Origin of the sequence: Acinetobacter pullicarnis (assembly GCF_006352475.1) — a bacterium.
GTDB classification, from domain to species: domain Bacteria; phylum Pseudomonadota; class Gammaproteobacteria; order Pseudomonadales; family Moraxellaceae; genus Acinetobacter; species Acinetobacter pullicarnis.
Window position 1 is genome coordinate 537,586 of sequence record NZ_VCMZ01000001.1, and the last position, 21,398, is coordinate 558,983.

Below are 21,398 nucleotides of genomic sequence, written 5' to 3' on the forward strand. Positions count from 1 at the left end.
AGCGGGTCTAGATACGGCGCAAGAGCAGAGACTTGGCGTCGTTTGATCCAGCCACTTGCAATTTAGTTTAAACGGCATACAATCTTGCATTGCAGCAACTGTTCGGCTGCTGCAATAACCGCTAAGAATAGATAGGTGAAACGATGGCCAAAGCCAAGAAAAAACCAGCATTGGTTTTAAACAATTTCGTTGCCAAACACATGCACGAAGTCAATCAAAGTCAGGTATTTGTAGACCGCAAGAAAGATTTAAAACGTGGTTATGAAAAACATAAAAAAGGGCGATATTCTCAGGAAGATCGCCCTTTTTCTTTGTCTACTTTTATGCTTTCAACAGTCTATGCTTAAACATTAATTTTTCGAACTAAACAACCAATCACGCTTAAAACAAGCAAACATCTAATCAATATTAAACAACGCATATTGAAAAACGAGCAATAAGTAAGCAATATTAAATAAAAACAATAGGTTAAACAGTTAGCATTCTTGAAGATTTCACCATATCTGCCAATCCGTGGGTTTTAAAATGATATTCCATCCAACTTTGCACCGTGAGTGGGTTATTCATTTTTACGACTTTTTCTAATAAGGCTTGCGCATCCGTCATTGAGATATGACAAATTGCTTTACGCACCCGCAGAATATTACTTGAACTCATGGACAGGGTATTAAAGCCCATTGCCATTAGCAAAATCGCAGATAGGGGATCACCGGCCATTTCACCACAAATACTAATTGGCTTATTGTACTTATGACATTCTTTCACTAGGCGTTGTAGGGTACGCAACACCGAAGGGTGGAAGTGTGAATAAACACTAGAAACCCGTGGATTATTACGATCGACCGCCAATAAATATTGAATTAAGTCATTGGAACCGACTGAGAAAAAGTCGACCAATTCGGAAAACTCTTCAATTTGCAGCAGTACACTAGGTACTTCAACCATAATCCCAATTTTAGGTTTGGTGATCTTAACTTCTTCTTCTTCCTGCACTGCAATCCAGTCGCGCTCTAAAAGATACAGCGCTTCTTCGACTTCACTCACGCTAGTAACCATCGGCAATAAAATATGCAGGTTATTCAAGCCAATACTGGCTTTGAGCATGGCACGAATTTGTGAAGAGAAAATCTCAGGATGATCGAGGGTAAAGCGAATACCACGCCAACCGAGAGCAGAGTTTTCTTCTTCGATGGCAAAATAGGGCAGGTCTTTGTCTGCACCAATGTCTAGGGTACGCATGACCACGGGTTTATTGGCAAAATGGCTGAGCTGTTGGCGATAAATCGCACGCTGTTCTTCTTCGCCTGGGAAACGCTCGCGCAACATAAATGGAATTTCTGAACGATAGAGCCCAACGCCTTTAGCACCACGTTGTACACCGCGAACCACATCAATCATCAGACCAGTATTGACGTAGAGTTTCACAGCAACGCCATCTGGGGTAATCGCATCTTTGGTTTCGTATTGCTTTAAGTCTTTGGCAATTTGTTCTTCTTCTTTTTGAATTTCTTTATAACGTTGACGCAAACGACGTGGTGGATTGACAAAAACGCGGCCCTGATAGGCATCTACAATGAGCTCAACATCATCTAAGCTATTGATTGGAAGTTCAGTCACGCCAACCACGGTCGGAATGCCGAGCGCACGCGCAACAATGACCATATGCGAATTGGCTGCACCTTCAGAGGTGACAATGGCCGCAATTTTGCCTACAGGCAGCTCAACCAATGCCGCTGTACTAATTTCCTCACCAATCAGAATACTGTCAGAACTGAGTTCTTTATGACTTGAATCAGACTCTTGTAATGCTGCTAAAATGCGTCGTCCAAGATCTTTTAAATCTGAAACCCGTTCACGTAAATAGTCATCTTCCATTTGCGCAAATAGTGCGATATGTCGATCAATGACACGCTTCACTGAACCTTGTGCCCAGTTACCATCGCGAATATGTTCTTTAATTTCTGCAGGAAGCGCATTTTCATCGAGCATTCTCAGGAACACACTAAATAAAGCACGTTCCTCAGACATCAATGAATCGAGCATTTTCTCATCAAGCGATTGAATTTCTTTACGAACAGCTTCGATGGCTTGATCAAGTAAATCGAGTTCTTCACTAATATCATCGACTTCACGATCTGGCACAGCGGCCAAATCGGCAAGCGGATACAGAATGATGGCACGTCCGAGTGCAATCCCGCCTGCACCCGAAGCACCTTGAAAGGTTTTATAACTTGCAGCATTGTTAGGTTTACGGAAAACATCAATATTTCCAACCGCATGGGCATGTGCAATCACCCCAGACAATTGCGCGCAAAGCGTTACTAAAAACGATTCAGCAGCCTCACTAAAGAATTGGGTCTTTTTATTTTGCACCACCATGACACCCATCACCTTGCGGCGATACATGACAGGTACGCCCAGAAATGAGTTGTAAATCTCCTCACCTGTTTCTGGGAAGTAAGCAAAGCGTTCATGCTTGGTTGCATCATCGAGATTGACGATTTCTTCACGTTGCCCAACCAAGCCAACTAAACCCTCACCAAGTTGCAAGGAAACATTGCCTACAGATTCAGGATTCAATCCATTGGTCGCCATGAGTAAATAACGTTGATTACGTTCATCTAATAAATAGATGGAACAGACATCAACTTGCATGGCTTCAGAGACTTGAGTCACCATGATTTCTAAGGATTCATGCAAACTGACAGACGTATTGATTTCTTGAACAATTCGTCTCAGGGTATCCAGTTGCATGTTTGACATTTAAGCCAACTCCTTAAAATTCTAATATCTGAAGATAAAATATAGTTATAACAGTAGTCTTATAAAAAAACATGTGCCATCACAATGAATTTCCTCTGGTTTGCAAAGGCAATTGCATACACAGTTCCACCATCGCTTTACGGTAAACATCACGCTTAAAATTCACGACTTGTCCAAGAGGATACCAATAACTTACCCATTGCCATTGATCAAACTCTGGCGGATCAGACGAGTTGAGCTGAATAAATTGTGTTGAAGCAGTCAGTTTTAATAAAAACCATTTCTGCTTTTGTCCGATACATATTGGGTCTGAATCAGACCGAATGTACCGATGTGGCAAACGATAATGCAACCAACCTTCAGTTTGCGCAATTATTTGAACATGCTCTGGCAATAATCCGACTTCTTCATGAAGTTCCCGAAACAATGCTTGTTCGGGAGATTCTCCTACATGAATACCACCTTGAGGAAATTGCCATGCATTATGGCCAATGCGTTTTGCCCATAGAACTTGTCCATCATCATTTGCCAAAATGATCCCGACATTCGGTCGGAAACCTTCTGAATCGATCATTTGGCTACCTAAAATCTATTAAAATTGTTGACCTTGGCTTCGGGGACGTAGGCTTGCATTGTCCATCTCGAAATATTCAAAGTAATAATGTTTTAAAATTGCTATGATCTTAACGAATTTCTATCGACTAGCGGTGATAGATTTACATTTTTTTTCTTAAATTTCAGTTTGAACGGATATTTTCATGAAATTGGCGTTGTTTGATCTCGACCACACCCTACTAAATACAGATTCTGACCATTCTTGGGGTGAATTTTTGGTCAATGAAGGTTTAGTTGATCCGATTCGACATCGTCAAATGAACAATCAATTTTACGAAGATTATAAAGCTGGGCAGCTTGACCCGATTGCGTATAACGAATTTGTATTTGAGTTTTTAACTCAACACGATTTAGCCGAACTTCAGCAGTTACATCAACAATTTATGCAAAAAGTTATTCGTGCACAAATGCGACCACAAGGTTTTGCGGCAATTGAAAAACATCGTGCAGCAGGCCATGCCTTAGTGGGTATTACCGCAACCTCTGACTTTATTACTGCACCGATTTTCCATGAATTTGGTATTACTGAGGTGATTGCGACCACGGCTGAGTTACACGCAGATGGCTATACCGGTAAAGTGGCTGGCATACCTTGTTATCAACAAGGCAAACTTGAACGTTTGGCGCAATGGTTAAATGGACGTCAAGTGACTGAGTCATGGGCTTATTCCGATTCTATTAATGACCGTTTTTTACTTGAATATGCTGATCATGCCATTGTGGTATCACCTGATGATCGCTTAGCTGCTTTGGCTGAGGAACGTCAGTGGGTCATCCAAGATTGGTCGCTCTAAAGCCATAAGAAAGTTTACATGCTTGGCTCACACCGTTATGAATTACAAACAGCGTTTATACGCTGTTTTTTTTATTGAAATAGTATGCTCAAGACCGTTATTAAAATAATTCTAAAAAGTTGAGTGTGTTGCTGCTTAGGGCTTAGTAATAACCATTGTAATTTGATCTATTCTATTGCCAGAGCGCACTCAATTTTTTATTCAAAGTAAAACTCAATATGCTTGGCTAGGGTGTTGCGCAGGGATGCTGTACCACGGCTTGGGTCGTTGAATAATAAAAGAATAGGAATAATATGAGTCAAAACAATAGTGTACCAGTGTTTCCTCATCACGGTAGCCATGTTGATCGTCGAGGCATGAGCATTTCTGACAATCGTAAACGTGCGCTTTTTATCGGTCCTAAATTTACAACGTATTATTATGGGAAATTTTCTAAAATCGACCAAAATAATGCAGCTTCTGGATTTAATTTCGGTGCTTTCTTTTTTTGTTTTCTCTGGTTTTTTTATCGCAAAATGTATGTCTATGGATGCCTTGTGATTTTACTGATGTTGTGCGTTGGCACCATCAGTGAATACTTGGAATTTCAGATTTTTTTATTCTCATTGCCTATCGCGATTGCTCTAGGAATGTATGCCAATCCTGTTTATAAGGCCTTTGTTGAGCAGAAGATTAGAAAAATTGAAAGCTTGGCAACAAATAACTTGGAACATGAACTGATAAAACGGGGACGAACCAGTATCGTGGCTGCATGTGGCATATTCGTCGTTATGGTTCTGTTGCTTAGTTTTATATTTCTTGCCTAGTTACGCAACTTAATTTTATTTTTCATATGAAGGTGCTATGTTCTTGTTTAGTGAAAACAAATAGACGGAGAAATAAAATGAGTGACGTTAGACCTAGAATGACAAATCTATTTGAACAGTTGGGTTTAGATTCAGCTGAAGCTGCGATTGTACAGTTTATTGACTCACATCAATTGTCTGCTGATACGCTCATTGCGGATGCTCATTTTTGGACAGATGCGCAGCGGCAGTTTCTGCAAGAAAAAATAAGTTCAGATGGCGAGTGGGCAATTGTCGTCGATCAACTCAATGAAGCTTTACATGAAGACTCCGTTAAGTCTTAACGGATTTAACTCTGAAAATAGGAATTAGACCGAATCGAGCAATGGTCGAGTACCTATTTAATAAAGCACCAAATTGATTTGGTGCTTTATTTTTTGCAGAGCGAATAAACAGAACTTTAATCATCCGTTATCTTTTAATTAAAGCGCTTTCTATTTCATCATTTGAATGAGTTCTTGCGCTGCACGAGATTGTGTTCGTCCAGGATGCCAAACCATGCCGAGATGGCGGTTCATCTGAATTGGAATGTGAAGTTGTTGCAAATCTTGGTTGAGCAAAGTCTTTGGCAATACAGACCAACCGAGGCCAATTGAGACCAACATTCGAATCGACTCGAGTGGATTATTACTCATACTGACTTTGGGCTTTAAGCCTCTTTTCTCAAATTCAGCCAGTGTGATTTGACTGGTATAGGTTTGTACCGCAGGCAATAAACTGGGGTAGGCGATAAGGTCTTCTAAGCGTAAATCTTTTTTTTGTGCCAGAGGATGGAAAGGGGCGACCACAAATACCAGAGGATCCTCCCAAATCGTGACATAGCTAAGACGCTGGTCTAATACTGGGGGCAAGGTTAAAAAGGCAAGTTCTAAATCACTGGAGAGGACTTGTTCATGTGCTTGTTCTGAGTCAACAAAATGCACATCAAGCACCACATCAGCATATTGTTGTACATAGTTTTTTAAATGTTTGGGGAGGTGGTGTAGCCCAATATGATGACTGGTCCCAATTTTTAATTTTCCACTGACTTGATTTTGCTCATGGCTGAGGGTGTAGTGAATATCACTTAAGTCATTGAGCCAACTTCTAACTTTGGGTAGCAGTGAATGGGCCGCATGGGTTGCTTGTATACCGCGCCCAGCAGACTCAAATAGCTTAACTCCAAAATACTCCTCTAAGGTATGGATGCGTTTGGTGACTGCAGGTTGAGTAATGAACAGCAGTTCCGCAGCCATTGAGATTGAGCCCGTTTCCATAACTTTGGTAAATGCTTCAAAGGCAGCAAGGTTCATGACGATTCCATTCATAACAAATTCTTATACGAATTCTATTATTTAGCAAAAATTAAATTAAGCAAATGAAATATACGAAAAGCCATTGGGCCTGCCTTGGCACAACTACTTTTGTTGTGCCAAGAGAGGGGATTGCTGAGCTCGCCAAGTGATGCGAGCCACGTCTGTTATTATTTTTGCATGTCTTTCTGCCTGACCTATTGTTTAGGGGTTTTAAGCTGGCGTATTTGAGTTGTCGTTTTAAACTTAGATTGAGCACAGTACAGGTGTTTAGTGAAGTGCTTCAGTCGTTTGAGGTTGTTCCTTTCTGTTCCAAATTTTCTCATGAAAGAAAAATGCAATGGCTTGCACACTTGGCTCAAGCAAGCTGAGAGTCATGGCCATCCACAGATTTTTAGTGACAAAGTAAGCAACAATCATTGCCACCACAATATGCATGAGATAGTAACTGAAGGTTTTTTTTAAGGTCCGTCGATTGAAACGGATAAAATTTTGAATAATTAACATTGCGACACCAATCGTTTAAAACCAATATAAAAATGATAATCATTATCATATGTATTGTATAGACCTATTTGATCAATCTTCATAAATTATTTTTTGGAAAAACACTTAATACATTCCTATAAGTTTTTTAATTAATAAAAATGATAAATTAGATTAATATAAAATCATGGTTATAATGAATCAAAACGGCAATACCCAGTCCTATGGAGCATGACGACATGGCAGGCATATCTAAAACTGAAAAAACATTATATGACAAGTTATGGGATGACCATTTAGTAAAACAACGTGATGATGGTTCAAGCCTACTTTATATTGATCGTCACTTATTACATGAAGTGACTTCTCCACAAGCCTTTGAAGGCTTGCAGTTGGCGCAGCGTCAGCCTTGGCGTTTAAGTGCCAATATTGCAACACCAGATCACAACGTTCCAACGTCTAAAAAAGAACGCGAACAAGGGATTTCGGGCATTGAGGACGATACTTCTCGCATTCAAGTACAAACTTTAGATGACAACTGCAAAAGCTTCAATGTGGTTCAGTTTGATATTAATGATATTCGTCAAGGCATTGCACATGTTGTTGGACCAGAGCAAGGTTTAACTTTACCAGGTATGACCGTGGTTTGCGGTGACTCACATACGGCAACGCATGGTGCATTTGGTTGCTTGGCACACGGTATTGGTACTTCTGAAGTTGAACATGTTTTGGCAACGCAATGTCTTGTTCAAAAGAAAATGAAAAATATGTTGGTGCGCGTTGATGGCCAGTTGGGCCTTGGCGTAACACCGAAAGATGTGGTCTTGGCGATTATTGGTGAAATTGGTACTGCTGGCGGTACGGGGCATGCCATTGAATTTGGTGGACAAGTATTCCGCGATATGTCGATTGAAGGACGTATGACCGTATGTAATATGGCGATTGAAGCGGGTGCACGTGTCGGAATGGTTGCAGTTGACGACAAGACCATCGAGTATGTGAAAGGTCGCCCTTATGCGCCGCAAGCTGAGCAGTGGGATGCCGCCGTCGAATACTGGAATACTTTACATTCTGATGCCAATGCACATTTTGATACCGTTGTAGTCTTAGATGGTGCAGAGATTGAGCCACAAGTGTCTTGGGGAACTTCACCTGAAATGGTGATTGCCGTTTCACAAGCTGTACCAACTTTAGAACAAGCTAAAAATGACGTACAGCGCAATGATTGGACGCGTGCATATCAATATATGGGCTTAAATGCAGGCCAGTCTTTGGCGGATGTACAGCTTGACCGCGTCTTTATTGGTTCATGTACCAACTCACGTATTGAAGATATTCGTGCTGCGGCTGAAGTGATCAAAGGGCGTAAAGTTGCTGAAAGTATTAAACAGGCGATGATTGTGCCAGGTTCAGGTTTGGTGAAACAGCAAGCAGAAGCAGAAGGTTTAGATAGAATCTTTACCGAAGCGGGTTTTGAATGGCGTGAACCGGGTTGCTCGATGTGCTTGGCAATGAATGCCGATAAATTACAACCCGGTGAACATTGTGCTTCGACCTCGAATCGTAATTTTGAAGGTCGTCAGGGCAATGGCGGTCGCACCCATTTGGTTAGTCCTGCGATGGCTGCTGCTGCAGCAATTGCCGGTCACTTTGTTGATGTTCGTTCATTCTAATTTGTGGAGTCATAGATGAAAGCCTATACCGTTGAGCAGGGAATTGTTGCTCCCTTAGACCGTGCGAACGTTGATACCGACTTAATTATTCCAAAGCAGTTTTTAAAGTCGATTAAGCGCACAGGTTTTGGTGATAACTTATTTGATGAGTTACGTTATTTTGATGAAGGTTATCCAGGTCAAGACAATAGTATTCGCCCTAAAAATCCTGCCTTTGTTTTGAATCAAGCACGCTATCAGGGCGCAAGCGTATTACTGGCACGTCAAAACTTTGGTTGTGGTTCGAGCCGTGAGCATGCGCCTTGGGCATTAAGTGAATTTGGTTTTAGCACGGTGATTGCACCGAGTTTTGCTGATATTTTCTTTAATAACTGTTTTAAAAATGGCATGTTACCTGTTGTTTTAGCAGAAGATGCAATCGACCAGTTATTCAAAGAGTGCGATGCAAACGAAGGCTATCAATTGAATATTGACTTGGCAGCGCAACAGGTGACTACACCAAGCGGTACAAGCTTTGCCTTTGAAGTTGATCCATTCCGTAAACATTGTTTGTTGAATGGCTTGGATGATATTGGTTTAACTTTAGAAGTTGCTGATGATATTCGTGCCTATGAAGCAAAAACACGCCAATCTCGTCCTTGGGTTTTTCAAGAACTTAAAGCGTAAACAGGCGCGTTTAAAACCATAGCATCAATGCCTTAGTCTTGCTAACATGCAAAACGGATTTGTATAGATCGTTTCGTAAGCGGGAGTAAGGCAATCACAATGATCAAGGTTTTCAGGCGGCATATTTTAATTGCTTTGGCAGGCTTTATGTTGAGTGCGTGTCAGGTGACACAACAGACCACAGATCGTTTGAAAATTAAGCAAGCAGCGACATTCCCTGAAAATAATGTTCAAATTTATTGTGAAGGGGCTGAAAATTGCGAATTTGAACGCTTGAATAAAGTCGTGATTGTGAATGATCAGACCAAACGGGTAAATCCCGAAGCCATACAAAAAGGCTGGGTGAGATTAACAGGTCATATGCTAACCGATAGCGGATTGTATTTGACTGTTCCGGCACAACAGCACGAAATGGTGATTCGCTTTTATCCTATTTCTGAACAGCATGCTGAAGTTTTTCATGTGATTCATGCGTTTAAAGCCAATCAGCGCTATCACTTTAAAATGTATCGTAAACGCAAAATCGGTGCAGGGAGTCTGTTTAACGTTTCAGCCCCATCACCATTATGTGTTGATCTATTGCAAGAGCAACGACCAATTCGCCGTTTTTGTCGTCCTTATAATGTGATGACGGGAATGGGGGAGTTTGTTGAACAACGAATTTATTATTGAGCAGTCCATTGGGGCTTGCGTGTTGATCTGGAATAAAAAATGTCTAAACAAATCTTAATCCTCGCTGGTGATGGTATCGGTCCAGAAATTGTTGCCGCTGCTGAAAAAGTACTTACGCGTGTCAATGAAAAATTTGCACTGGATTTGACTTGGCAACATGGCCTATTGGGTGGTGCTGCAATTGATGCACATGGTGAACCCTACCCAGCAGTGACCGCAGCGCAAGCGCAACAAGCCGATGCAATTTTATTGGGGGCTGTTGGTGGTCCGAAATGGGATCAAATCGAACGTTCAATTCGTCCAGAGCGTGGCCTCTTAAAAATTCGTAGTGAATTGAATTTATTTGCAAATTTACGCCCTGCAATTTTGTATCCGCAATTGGCAGATGCATCAAGTTTAAAACCAGAAGTGGTTGCTGGCTTAGATATTCTGATTGTACGTGAACTAACGGGTGGTATTTACTTCGGTCAACCACGCGGTATTCGTGTACTTGAAAATGGTGAAAAGCAAGGCTACAACACGGATGTCTATGCTGAGTCTGAAATCAAGCGTATTGCCAAAGTTGCTTTTGATCTTGCCGGTCTACGTGGTGGTAAAGTTTGCTCTGTCGATAAAGCCAACGTATTGGAAGTCACTGAGCTTTGGAAGCAAACCGTCACAGCGGTACAACAAGAACAGTATCCAAATATTAACTTGTCACATATGTACGTTGATAATGCGGCAATGCAGTTGGTGCGCGCACCGAAACAGTTTGATGTGATTGTGACCGGTAACTTATTTGGCGATATCTTATCTGATGAAGCTGCGATGTTGACTGGTTCAATCGGCATGTTGCCATCTGCGTCATTGGATGAGCAAGGCAAAGGCATGTATGAGCCTTGTCATGGCTCAGCACCAGATATTGCAGGTCAAAATATTGCCAATCCATTGGCAACGATTTTGTCCGTCGCAATGATGCTACGTTATACCTTCCATCAAGAGGCTGCTGCGAAAGCAATTGAAGACGCGGTTGGTCATGTACTTGATCAAGGTCTTCGCACCGCAGATATTTTGTCTGAAGGCATGCAAAAAGTGGGTACCGTTGAAATGGGTGCTGCTGTAGTTGCTGCATTGGGCTAATATTGGTCTTGCGTTGAATTTACAAATGCAGCTTCGGCTGCATTTTTTATATCTGCTTTTTAGGAGATCTATGAATTAGATACTCCTGTCAGATCGGCAAATTGGTGACGGTATGTGCAGTTGGATTTTGTGTAATATCACCAATGCGAGAAGATTTAAAAATACACTGAAGAAATAGATGCAGAAAGTTGTTTTAGATTTAGCATTTAAGTTAGGTTGTGGTTGTTATTTATACTGAATGCGTGCTATTTAACATAAAAACTAAAATTTAAGTTTTATTCGATCAAGAATCAGGAGCTTCTCACAATGAAAAAAACACTATTTTGTCTGACATTGCTAAGTCTATCTGGCTTCACATTTGCCGATAACTGTGACAATGCACGGAATACCTATGATGATATCTACTGCACCAATAAGGTTTATGCCAGTGCGGATCTAGAGCTAAATAACAACTATCAAACCCTAAGATCAAAATTAAATACCAATCAAAAAGCTGTTTTAAAGAAATCACAGCTGGGTTGGATTCGTGCGCGAGATGCAGAGTGCACTACGGATACAGGCGTAGATGTGCAGTGCAGACTAACGACCACACAGCAGCGAAACAATTGGTTGCGCGAGCGCATACGTGAATGTCAAACGATTGGCTGTAAAAGCACGGCATTGGCCGATTAATTCACAGACATCACCTAAAGAAACATAAAAAGCCACGAAAAGGTGGCTTTTTGCTTACACTAAAACTTAGCGTGCGCGATATGTAATACGACCTTTTGTGAGATCGTAAGGTGTCATTTCGACCTTAACATTATCGCCCGTTAAAATACGAATGTAGTGTTTACGCATTTTACCAGAAATGTGCGCAACAACTTCGTGACCGTTTTCTAAACGTACACGGAACATAGTATTAGGAAGCGTCTCGGTGACAACGCCTTCGAACTCGATAAGTTCCTCTTTATTGGCCATAGCCTACCTGATGATCAAATTGGAAAGGCGCAAATTATAGGCAATTTTTTACAAAAACACAAGATCAAGATGAACTTGTAATCACCATCTGTGGCTAATTTGAGCGAACATAACTTTAAACATTTTCAACAAAAAATTGCGTATAATCGTTGTCAGTATGGTCAATCGACGTTAATCTAAATCCACTATTTTCAAGTATAAATTAAAGACATACAAGGAAGGGCATAGCGTGAGTCAGCTAACTGATGCTTCGGTTATTTTACGATTAGGCTATCAAGCGATCCGTCGTGCAGGTTTGCCTACAGAAGAAATTTTAACAAAGGCTGGTGTCGCATTAAATCAAGTAGATCAAAATGCACGGACACCTTTGAATGCGCAGTACGCTTTTTGGGTGGCTGCAGAAGAGGTCAGTAAAGACCCTGATATTGGTTTGCACTTAGGTGAGCATCTGCCACTTTATCGTGGTCAAGTGATTGAACATCTTTTTATTAGTAGTGAAAATTTTGGTGAAGGCCTAAAACGTGCCTTGGCTTATCAACGTCTGATTAGTGATGCTTTTCATGCCAAATTGGTGATTGAGGAAGATCGTTGTTATCTCAGCAACGGTGTACAATCTTGGTCGGATAGTTTGGTGAACCGACACTTCTCAGAGTGTGCAATGACTGGAATTTTAAGGTTTTTTAAGTTTATTACTGAAGGTCGTTTTGCACCGATTTATATCGACTTTGACTTTAATAATGGCGCCATGCCAGATGAATATCTGCGTGTTTATGAGTGCCCAGTGAGTATCGGACAAAAAGAAACTCGCTTGTATTTTGATCCGACTATTTTGGAATATCAGCTCTGGCAAGCTGAACCTGAGCTGTTGCAGCTGCACGAGCAACTGGCGATTGAGAAGTTACAAGAGTTGGCACGTTATGACTTGGTAGGTGAAGTCCGTCGTGCAATTGGCTCAACGTTGGAGAGTGGCGAAACCACCTTAGAAACCGTTGCGGCGCAACTGAGTATTACCCCAAGACGTTTACGTACTCAACTGAGTGAAGCCAATACCAGTTTTCAGCAAATTTTATCTGACTACCGTTGTCGTTTAGCCAAAAGATTACTGGCGGGAACCAATGAAAGCGTTGAGCGTATTGTTTATCTGACCGGTTTTTCTGAGCCGAGTACTTTCTATCGTGCATTTAAACGTTGGACCAGTGAGACACCCGTTGAGTACCGCAAACGTAAACAGCGTTAAGTTAGAGATTGGCTAAGCACAAGATTGCATTGAAAATGTAGCGAAGGTAAATGCTTAACATACCGTATTCAGTCTTCGATCGTAAAAAGCCCCGAATTATTATATTCGGGGCTTTTTGTTAGATCTAAATCTTTTAGGGTAATACAGTGGGCATACAGACTAATCGGGCATGTTTAACCAATGCGGGCCAAGCGGAAGTTTGGGAAGCTGAAATTGTTCAGGATAGTCAGCATGAATAAAATACAAGCCATCTGGCGGAGCGGTAATCCCCGCAGCTTTACGGTCTTCTGCTGCAAAAATGGCATCAATTTGCTCGACAGGATATAAGCCTTGGCCTACTTCAAGTAAGCAACCCATGATATTGCGTACCATATGATGCAAGAAACCATCGGCTTGAATATCTAAGACTAAAAAGGCACCGTGGCGAATCAGACGACAGTGTTTTACATGACGCACCGGTTGCTTGGATTGGCATGATGAGGCACGGAAACTTTCAAAATTATGTGTGCCTTCAAATTTTTTTGCAGCTTCGATCATCAATTCAACATTGAGTGGATAATAGGCGTGCGTGACCTGTTTATGCAGTAAAGCAGGGCGATAGGGATTGATGTAGGTGACATAGCGATAACGCCGTGCCTGTGCCTTAAAGCGCGCATGGAAGTCATTTTCCATGGGCAGAATCCATTGAATCGCAATGTCTTTTGGCAATTGGCTGTTTGAACCCATCAACCAGCCACGTTCTTCTCGAATGGCTGAGCTATCGAAATGCGCGACCATATTGGTGGCATGCACACCTGCATCGGTTCGACCTGCGCCATGCAAAATTATCGGTTCATCTGCAATTTTACTGAGCACTTTTTCAATGGTTTCTTGCACGCTACGTACGCCAGCTTGTTGAGTTTGCCAACCGCGATAACGGACACCACTAAACTCAATACCAATTGCGAAACGTTGCATAGGAACCTCTATTCAAAATGATCATACCAATGCGCAGTGCATTGATCGGGAGAGCGGTATTGTAAATAAATTTTGAGGATTTTGGCATAAAGATCGGCATGACCTTGGCAATCGGTGATTTTAATTTGGGTTTCAAGCAGCCACTGACTGATGGCATAACGCTGCTCAAGGCCACCATGTGGAACTTGAGTGGTGAGTATGCAGATACATCCGCGTTGCCTAAGTTGTTGCAAGGCCGCTAAAAGTGCGGCACTGGCTGCAATATTACCCATGCCATAGCCTTGTAAAATAAGAAAATGAGGTGGGTCTAGGGCAAGCTGCTCAAGATTTTTAGCCAACTTATCTGTTTCAATGGGTTGTAACATCCAATTGAGTATATTGAGCTGTTTGGCTTGTTCGATATGTTGTGCTTCGACTTGGAATGCGGCAACAGCCTTCGTCTGCAATTGGGCATCATACACCTGCCCATAAAATGCATCTAAGGCCGTGGTATGTTGCTTAAGGCTGGTCGCTGCATAAAAAATCTGCTGATCAAATGCTAAATACACGCCCGCATTGACTTGCAGTACTTGTTCGAATGCAAAATTTAAATTGTCTAAAGCATCGCTTGGTTGCAGCAGCTGATCGCCCTCAGGACGCAGCAGAGGATATTGGCTTCCCGTGAGTACCACGTGGCTACTGTGCTGTAAAAATCGTGCCAAGGTCGCAGCGGCATAACTCATGGTATCTGTACCATGAATCACCACAAAGTATTGATATTCAGTTTGAAGTTGCTGAATTTGTTGAATCAGCAACAACCAATCTACTGCGGTACAAGCACTACTGTCTTTAATGCTAATCGCCGCAAAGCAATCGATATGTGCGTGTTGTGGGAGATAGGCCTTCAATTGCTTTAAAAATGCCGATTCAGGCATTGGGGCTAAGGGCTCACCGACGCAACCGAAGGTACCACCCATATAAATTAACGCTATTTTTTGCATGACATTGCCAGCTTTTTATAGTGATGACCTATGTTAGTGGCAAAGTGCTGCGGATGCTATTTTTTAGCTTCCTTTTTCAATGTTTGTAGGTGTGATTCCACTTCAGATGGATCAAACTCAATTTTAAATAAGTTTGTGTTTTCAGACGCAATGATTTGATCTTGAGCTATTTCAGTGGTGCCTTTTATTTCTGGGAAATCAAATTCGAGTGTGGCGTGTTGATCCTGAAAGGAGAGATCAATCGGGGAGGTAGCCGCGACTATTGTTGTCTCTGGAGTGATCATATTGGATTTAAACTGCTCTTCAATCTCAAGTACTAAGGCGGCATCTGCTGCCTGTATTTCTGCCGAAGTTGGTGGTTCGGAGAAGCTGGTTTTGAGCGCAGTTTGTTCTCGCGTGCTGGGATTCAGTGGGTGAGCTTGTTCAGGAGTATAGGGAGGTATCGGTGGTAATTCAGTGGTTTGGGGGACTTGATCGACTGCCCTAATTTTGGCGCTGGGTTTAATTGAATGTGCTTGATCGATAAAGTATTCAATTAATTCAAGTTCAGTCTCAGCCGTAGCATGCTGGGGGGATGTCATTGCATTAGGATCTGGATCTAACCCTTGTATATAGAGTGCATTGATTGGATTGGATGAATATTCTGCAACATCTGTGGTTTTACCCGCTTGAGGTGCAGTTAATACGATTTCTAGATCCTCTTCGCTTGGATTGGTCAGAGCAATTGAGGTGGCATCACTTGCGTCTGGTCGTTGGGGCTCCATCTGAGTCGCGAGTGGGCTGACTTGGGGAGCGTGCTGCAATTGATCGATACGTTGTAGCTCAAGTGCTTGTTGATATAAGTCAGGGTGTGAAACTTTTTCAATCTGTAATAAGAGCAGCTGTACCGCAAGATGATTTTGATGGCTCAAATGTAAGTTGAGGAGTTCAAGATACAAAGGATATTGAGTGGGATCCTTCTTTAAGGCGATATTGAGCTGAGCTTCTTGTGCAAAATCATTTTTCAATTCAAGTACGGATTCATCTTTAGAGAAATCATCATCCACCGCAGCGTCCGTAATGAGTTTTCGTGCACGTGTTGCTTGAGCGACCACCGGGATTTTATTAAGCTTTTGACTTAAAAATGAGAGTCGCTCCGTACTTTTATGTGAATGCTGTTGTACCGCTCTAGATTGTGCTGGTTTTGATTGCGCTCGCTGTCTTTTAATAATCAGTACAACCAGTAATAACACCATAAAAACAATAATGTAGCTCATAGTAAATTCTCCTTATTGTGTTTTAGCTGTTTGGAAATTGGAGTGTATTGACTGCTTTAAGGGATTTCAGTTGTGCTTCTAAGTTGCTCTGTGGACGGTTGCGTAATTGAATGCATCGGTTTTTCTGGTAGAAAAAAGTGTAGCGTTGCGCCTTTGCGTAATCGGTCTGGGTCTCCTTGAATAAAAGCATGTCTATTATTTCGTTTCAGTTCTTGCATGACTGTGCTGGTCTTTTGATGGGTACTTCGTGCGATTTGCTCTGCAATTTGTGAAAGGGATTGGCTGCCTCGAACCAGATAGCTTTGTGGTATGGCTTCGAGACCATCGTCGGGGTCTGCTGTTGTATTTAAATTGATGTCGGGATTGAGTGCTTTGGTGCTGTATGGCTCAATCGGCTGATTTTCGGGTTCATTTTCAGATGAAGGTTGCTCAAGGGGCTCGCTGCTGATTAAAGCCGTCATTGCGGCTGCATTTGCGGGATAAAGCGGTTCAAAGGAGGCCGTACTGAGCTGAGATTGTCTTGAGGTTGTATTGGGGAGGTCTAATGCAATTTCACTTTCGTGCGCAATGCTTTGGGGCAGAAAAACTTGCTCATTTATTGAGGTTGATGAAGTGGATCGCAATTGATTTAGGTCACAGTTTACTTGTTGAAAATGAATGACATTATCGACTTTGATTTTGAGGAGTAGATTGAGCTGACTGTGGGGGATGGGTTGTAATGCAGTCAAGACAATGATGCCCTGACGACCATCGCCAGTTTTTCGGATGTAAATATTGAAATGTGGGTGATTTTGATCGGGTAATCTCAGCGAACTCAGATCTTCAGCATTGGCAAGGCTGACTTCCAGCACCGTTCGCGGTTCAACATTGCGGTATTTTATTTCTGCATAAAATAATTCACTGGGATTGGATTGAAGTTGGATCGGTTCAAAACTAATTGCAAGGCTATGCTTTGACGCAAAAAGCATGATTATAAAGATGGGGAATCTCAAGTTTTTATGGGTGCTCATCATGGTTCAGCGTGTGATGCTTACGGTTCTTGCGAAAGTATAACGCAGTTCATTTGGCCCAAATCGACTTTTTAACACGGATGAAATGAAACAAGCCGATCAAATTTGATCGGCTTGGCAACTTTGAATTTTAATAGCGTAGGCTTCACTGTGCTGAATGAAATACTTTTTTCAATCGCAGCTGTTTGAGCGCAGGCTTAGCCCAATTTATGCTCAATTAAGATGCGAAGCATACGACGTAATGGCTCAGCAGCACCCCAAAGCAATTGGTCACCAACAGTGAAAGCACCGAGATATTCTTTGCCCATGTTGAGTTTACGCAAGCGGCCGACTGGAACACTTAATGTCCCTGTTACTGCAACAGGGGTTAAGTCAGTCATTGACGCTTCGCGGGTATTTGGAATCACTTTTGCCCACGGATTTGATTGACGAATCATGTCTTCAATCTCATCCAATGGAATATCTTTTTTCAGCTTGATGGTGAGTGCTTGAGAGTGACAACGCATTGCCCCAATACGAACACAATGGCCATCAATCGGCACAATTTGTGCGTTGCCTAAGATCTTGTTGGTTTCAACTTGACCTTTCCATTCTTCTTTCGATTGACCGCTTTCAAGCTGTTTGTCGATATACGGAATGAGAGAACCTGCCAGTGGTACGCCAAAGTTAGCAGAAGGGAAGCCTTCGCCACGTTGTAACTCAGCAATTTTACGGTCGATGTCTAAGATGGGGGTCTTAGGATCATCGAGTAAATCTTTGCTGCTGTTGTAAAGGTAGCCCATACCAGTGATGAGTTCACGCATATTTTGCGCGCCAGCACCGGAAGCCGCTTGATAAGTCATTGCGGATAACCATTCTACAGCGTTGTTTTGGAACAATGCGCCAACACCCATCAACATCAGGGATACGGTACAGTTACCACCAACAAAGACTTTATTGCCATTGCTCAAGCCATCTTTGATGACGTTGAGATTGACTGGGTCTAACACAATAATGGCTTCATCATCCATACGCAGGGTTGATGCTGCATCAATCCAATAGCCATTCCAATTTTCAGCTTTGAGTTTTGGGAAGACTTCAGATGTATAGTCACCACCTTGGCAGGTAATAATGACATCCATTTGCTTCAGACGACTAATGTCCGTTGCATCCATAAGTGCTGGGGCAGTCTTACCACCAAATGCAGGGGCTTGACCACCTGCATTACTGGTAGAAAAATAGAATGGTTCAATGTGAGCAAAATCATTCTCTTCAACCATACGTTGCATAAGGACGGAACCAACCATCCCGCGCCAACCGACCAGACCTACTTTCATGTCATTGTGCCTCGGTGCGTTAAAAAATAAAAAAGGGGGCTTGAGTGTATCAAAAGCACTTATAACTGCAAGTACTACATAATCAAAACAGCAATATTCTTGTGAAATTTTTTTTTTCTATGTAGGTTCAAAATCATTGGCCGTAATATCTTTGAACTAGATTATTTTATTTATTAGAAAAGGGAACAGATTATGGTGTTGATTAATTTATGTGCATTCGTAGTCGTGTTCTTCAGTTTTTGGTCACTTATTCCAAGAGATGAGTGGTGGTTTAGAATTGCGGATTTTCCTCGATTACAAATACTAGCATTTGGATTGATTAGCTTATTGTTTATGTTGTTTTGGCCAGCAGCATGGGATATATGGCGTATCGGTTTGCTTATTTTATTAATGACAGCATTGGGTTATCAGATGTATATGGTATTGCCTTATACATTTGTCTGGAAAAAACAGGTATATCAAGTTAAACCTGAGCAAATTCAAGATAGTAAACAAATTTCATTATTGGTTTCCAACGTACTGACACCGAATGATCAATATCATTTGCTCATAGCACAAATTAATCAGTTACAACCTGATCTGGTCTTAACGTTAGAAAGTGATCAAGCTTGGCAAAATGCATTATCCATATTAAATACTGATTATCCATATCGGGTTGCTGTACCTTTAGATAACTTATATGGCATGCATTTATATAGTCGTTTGCCGCTGTTGGAAACAGAAGTTAAATTTATTTTGAGTGATGAAATTCCATCTATACATGCTACGGTCAAATTACGCTCAGGACAGCCTGTACGTTTATTTTGTTTACATCCAAAGCCACCCAGTCCGACTGAAGCTAAAGATTCGACCTTAAGAGATGCTGAACTGCTTATAGTTGGGAGTACGATTAAAGATCATGATGAGAGTTGTATTGTCATGGGGGATTTAAATGATGTGGCATGGTCACGTACCACTCGATTATTTCAACGTATGAGTGGTTTGCTAGATCCACGAGTCGGTCGTAAATATATTAATACTTTCCATGCCGATTATCCTTTATTGCGCTGGTCTCTGGACCATATCTTCCATAGCCGAGATTTTGCATTGGTGCATATGGAGAGGCTTGAACATATCGGATCAGACCATTTCCCGATTTATACAGTATTACAAACTGGAAAAGTTTTTGAGCAAAGCCAAGAGATACTCACGGTAACGGCTGAAGATGAAAAAGATGCACAGCAAGCGATTCAAGATGGCATTGAAAAAGCAGAGCTTGAAGAAAAACCAGTCACTGATCCAATTGTACAGCCTGAGCATCGCTAAATTTAAATACGCGAAGGCCATAATTATTGTAAGTATATACTTACATTGAATTAAGCATTAAGTGGCTAGGCAATGATTGATATTCCAACTATTCTTGTTTTATCGGCACAAGGACATGGGAATGGAAGAGTCCCGATGATGGAAGTTGTACCGCCGAGGGAATTCGCATCAGGGATATGATGATTGCAAATGGAAATCACACAATAAAAAAAGTTAAAAACATGACCTCATAAATCCGAGTTTTGCAGGACGCAGAACTCGGATTATGTTTTATGGCACGGTCAAAATAGGTTTAGGTGTTGAGCTGCCGGTGATACCGTCAATTTTCCTTCCTATGGTTAGTATTTACGCTCGACCACGCTTTGGTAGAGGGCTAAAATCTGACCACACATTTCATCTAAACTAAATTGTGTGACTGCAGGAATATAATCAGGCTGTTGAACTTGTCGTTCAATCGCATTGAGAAGTGCCGCCTGATTGTCGACTTCGATTAAGCCTTGTGGATACAGTTGCGATAAGATTTCAGCAACACCCCCCCGGTTCCACCCAATCACCGGGGTACCCAAAGACAATGCCTCTAAAGCAGTACGACCAAAAGTTTCCGCTTGAGTGGATAATGACAACACCACATCGCTAAACGCCAGCCATTCACGAATATCACTACGATGACCGACAAAGGTAATATCGTCAACTAAACCTTTGTCTTTAATTTTTTGTTCAAGTTCATCTAAGTAGGCGGCTTTCTTGATGTCTGCACCACCGACCACCACGGCATGTAAGCGTGGAAACTTTTTACGTAAGGTTGCAATCAGTTCAATCAGATTTTCATGGCCTTTAAGGCGTGTGATACGGCCCGGCAGGCAAATAATAAAGCGGTCTTCTAACTGCGGATAATCATGAAAAGTCTGCTGAAACCATTGTGCTGCAGGCTGATAGCCATGTGGGAACTCTTGTGGATTGATTCCACGATAAATACGTACAATATCTGCAGGTGGACAATTTGGATAATGGCTGGTGATGTAGTCGACCACACTGTTTGATACGGCAATGACTTTTTCGGCTTGGGTCATAATGGCGCTATAGCGATTAATCGAGTAAAAGCCATGTACTGTGCTGATTAAGTGCGGACGTTTTGCAACAGGAATACCTCTTAAAGCAAGATGGGTAATCCATGCAGGTACACGTGAACGCACATGTAAAATATCGGGTTGATGTTGCAAAATAAGTCTGCGCAATGGTCGAACTTGCCAGAGGCTCGCCAAAGATTTCTTTTGAATCGGTAGGTTTAAGTGTTGCGACCCCTCAGCTTCAAGCTGCGGGACTAAACGTCCACCATTGGAGACAACCAGTGATTCATGTCCTGCTGTGATTAAGGCTTTGGCCACTTCTAAGGTCCCGCGTTCAACACCACCACTATTTAATTCAGGAAGTAATTGCATAACTTTCATGAGC

The 21,398-nt window shown here is 41.9% G+C and carries 22 protein-coding genes; 11 read left to right on the forward strand and 11 right to left on the reverse strand.

Going from position 1 to position 21,398, the window contains the following annotated elements; translation table 11 throughout:
• Positions 1 to 143 precede the first annotated feature (143 nt).
• A complete protein-coding gene (locus FD716_RS02310; protein ID WP_139850756.1) occupies positions 144 to 347 on the forward strand; it encodes a DUF7230 family protein in 204 nt (67 codons plus the stop codon).
• Between the two features lie 121 nt (positions 348 to 468).
• Here FD716_RS02310 and ptsP read toward each other — a convergent pair whose 3' ends face one another.
• Entirely contained in the window at positions 469 to 2,763 is a 2,295-nt protein-coding gene (gene ptsP, locus FD716_RS02315) for a phosphoenolpyruvate--protein phosphotransferase (RefSeq protein ID WP_139850757.1), read from the reverse strand.
• A gap of 79 nt (positions 2,764 to 2,842) precedes the next feature.
• Positions 2,843 to 3,337, reverse strand: coding sequence for an RNA pyrophosphohydrolase (locus FD716_RS02320; protein ID WP_139850758.1), 495 nt, complete (start codon positions 3,335 to 3,337; stop codon positions 2,843 to 2,845).
• Positions 3,338 to 3,521: 184 nt separating this feature from the next.
• Here FD716_RS02320 and FD716_RS02325 point away from each other — a divergent pair, with 184 nt between their 5' ends.
• From FD716_RS02325 to FD716_RS02335, 3 genes are all read left to right on the forward strand, one after another.
• Entirely contained in the window at positions 3,522 to 4,172 is a 651-nt protein-coding gene (locus FD716_RS02325; protein WP_139850759.1) for an HAD family hydrolase, read from the forward strand.
• Positions 4,173 to 4,465: 293 nt separating this feature from the next.
• Entirely contained in the window at positions 4,466 to 4,978 is a 513-nt protein-coding gene (locus FD716_RS02330) for a DUF2628 domain-containing protein (RefSeq protein WP_139850760.1), read from the forward strand.
• Between the two features lie 77 nt (positions 4,979 to 5,055).
• Entirely contained in the window at positions 5,056 to 5,301 is a 246-nt protein-coding gene (locus FD716_RS02335; RefSeq protein WP_139850761.1) for a DUF2789 domain-containing protein, read from the forward strand.
• Between the two features lie 150 nt (positions 5,302 to 5,451).
• Here FD716_RS02335 and FD716_RS02340 read toward each other — a convergent pair whose 3' ends face one another.
• Positions 5,452 to 6,309 (reverse strand): LysR family transcriptional regulator, encoded by an 858-nt coding sequence (locus tag FD716_RS02340; RefSeq protein ID WP_139853591.1) that lies wholly within the window; start codon positions 6,307 to 6,309, stop codon positions 5,452 to 5,454.
• A gap of 270 nt (positions 6,310 to 6,579) precedes the next feature.
• Complete coding sequence (locus tag FD716_RS02345) at positions 6,580 to 6,816, reverse strand: DUF2061 domain-containing protein (protein WP_139850762.1); 237 nt, start codon at positions 6,814 to 6,816, stop codon at positions 6,580 to 6,582.
• A 218-nt stretch (positions 6,817 to 7,034) separates the two neighbouring features.
• Between FD716_RS02345 and leuC the strand changes: the two genes are divergently transcribed.
• From leuC to FD716_RS02370, 5 genes are all read left to right on the forward strand, one after another.
• Positions 7,035 to 8,468, forward strand: coding sequence for a 3-isopropylmalate dehydratase large subunit (leuC, locus tag FD716_RS02350; RefSeq protein ID WP_139850763.1), 1,434 nt, complete (start codon positions 7,035 to 7,037; stop codon positions 8,466 to 8,468).
• Between the two features lie 15 nt (positions 8,469 to 8,483).
• A complete protein-coding gene (leuD, locus tag FD716_RS02355; protein WP_139850764.1) occupies positions 8,484 to 9,134 on the forward strand; it encodes a 3-isopropylmalate dehydratase small subunit in 651 nt (216 codons plus the stop codon).
• Between the two features lie 99 nt (positions 9,135 to 9,233).
• Positions 9,234 to 9,806, forward strand: coding sequence for a hypothetical protein (locus FD716_RS02360; RefSeq protein ID WP_139850765.1), 573 nt, complete (start codon positions 9,234 to 9,236; stop codon positions 9,804 to 9,806).
• A 39-nt stretch (positions 9,807 to 9,845) separates the two neighbouring features.
• Positions 9,846 to 10,925, forward strand: a complete 1,080-nt coding sequence (gene leuB / locus FD716_RS02365; RefSeq protein WP_139850766.1) for a 3-isopropylmalate dehydrogenase — start codon at positions 9,846 to 9,848, stop codon at positions 10,923 to 10,925.
• A 306-nt stretch (positions 10,926 to 11,231) separates the two neighbouring features.
• Entirely contained in the window at positions 11,232 to 11,597 is a 366-nt protein-coding gene (locus FD716_RS02370; protein WP_139850767.1) for a lysozyme inhibitor LprI family protein, read from the forward strand.
• 66 nt (positions 11,598 to 11,663) lie between these two features.
• Here the strand turns inward: FD716_RS02370 and infA are convergent, their stop codons facing one another.
• Entirely contained in the window at positions 11,664 to 11,885 is a 222-nt protein-coding gene (gene infA, locus FD716_RS02375; protein ID WP_139850768.1) for a translation initiation factor IF-1, read from the reverse strand.
• Between the two features lie 229 nt (positions 11,886 to 12,114).
• On the opposite strand from infA, the gene FD716_RS02380 reads away from it, so the two are divergent.
• A complete protein-coding gene (locus FD716_RS02380; RefSeq protein WP_139850769.1) occupies positions 12,115 to 13,122 on the forward strand; it encodes an AraC family transcriptional regulator in 1,008 nt (335 codons plus the stop codon).
• A 159-nt stretch (positions 13,123 to 13,281) separates the two neighbouring features.
• On the opposite strand, the gene truA is transcribed toward FD716_RS02380, so the two are convergent.
• The 5 genes from truA to asd all read right to left on the reverse strand — a co-directional run bounded on the left by truA (position 13,282) and on the right by asd (position 18,641).
• Positions 13,282 to 14,079: a tRNA pseudouridine(38-40) synthase TruA gene (gene truA, locus FD716_RS02385; protein ID WP_139850770.1), complete on the reverse strand. Its 798-nt coding sequence runs from the start codon at positions 14,077 to 14,079 to the stop codon at positions 13,282 to 13,284.
• Positions 14,080 to 14,087: 8 nt separating this feature from the next.
• Positions 14,088 to 15,059 (reverse strand): asparaginase domain-containing protein, encoded by a 972-nt coding sequence (locus FD716_RS02390; protein WP_139850771.1) that lies wholly within the window; start codon positions 15,057 to 15,059, stop codon positions 14,088 to 14,090.
• 56 nt (positions 15,060 to 15,115) lie between these two features.
• On the reverse strand, positions 15,116 to 16,315 hold the full coding sequence (locus FD716_RS02395; RefSeq protein ID WP_139850772.1) for a hypothetical protein: 1,200 nt from the start codon (positions 16,313 to 16,315) through the stop codon (positions 15,116 to 15,118).
• Between the two features lie 56 nt (positions 16,316 to 16,371).
• Positions 16,372 to 17,283 (reverse strand): type IV pilus assembly protein FimV, encoded by a 912-nt coding sequence (locus FD716_RS02400; protein ID WP_139850773.1) that lies wholly within the window; start codon positions 17,281 to 17,283, stop codon positions 16,372 to 16,374.
• Between the two features lie 239 nt (positions 17,284 to 17,522).
• Complete coding sequence (gene asd, locus FD716_RS02405) at positions 17,523 to 18,641, reverse strand: aspartate-semialdehyde dehydrogenase (protein ID WP_139850774.1); 1,119 nt, start codon at positions 18,639 to 18,641, stop codon at positions 17,523 to 17,525.
• 192 nt (positions 18,642 to 18,833) lie between these two features.
• On the opposite strand from asd, the gene FD716_RS02410 reads away from it, so the two are divergent.
• Positions 18,834 to 19,946 carry an endonuclease/exonuclease/phosphatase family protein gene (locus FD716_RS02410; protein ID WP_139850775.1) on the forward strand — a complete coding sequence of 371 codons (1,113 nt, stop codon included), beginning with the start codon at positions 18,834 to 18,836 and terminating at the stop codon, positions 19,944 to 19,946.
• A 338-nt stretch (positions 19,947 to 20,284) separates the two neighbouring features.
• Here the strand turns inward: FD716_RS02410 and FD716_RS02415 are convergent, their stop codons facing one another.
• Positions 20,285 to 21,394 (reverse strand): glycosyltransferase family 4 protein, encoded by a 1,110-nt coding sequence (locus FD716_RS02415; protein WP_139850776.1) that lies wholly within the window; start codon positions 21,392 to 21,394, stop codon positions 20,285 to 20,287.
• Positions 21,395 to 21,398 lie beyond the last annotated feature (4 nt).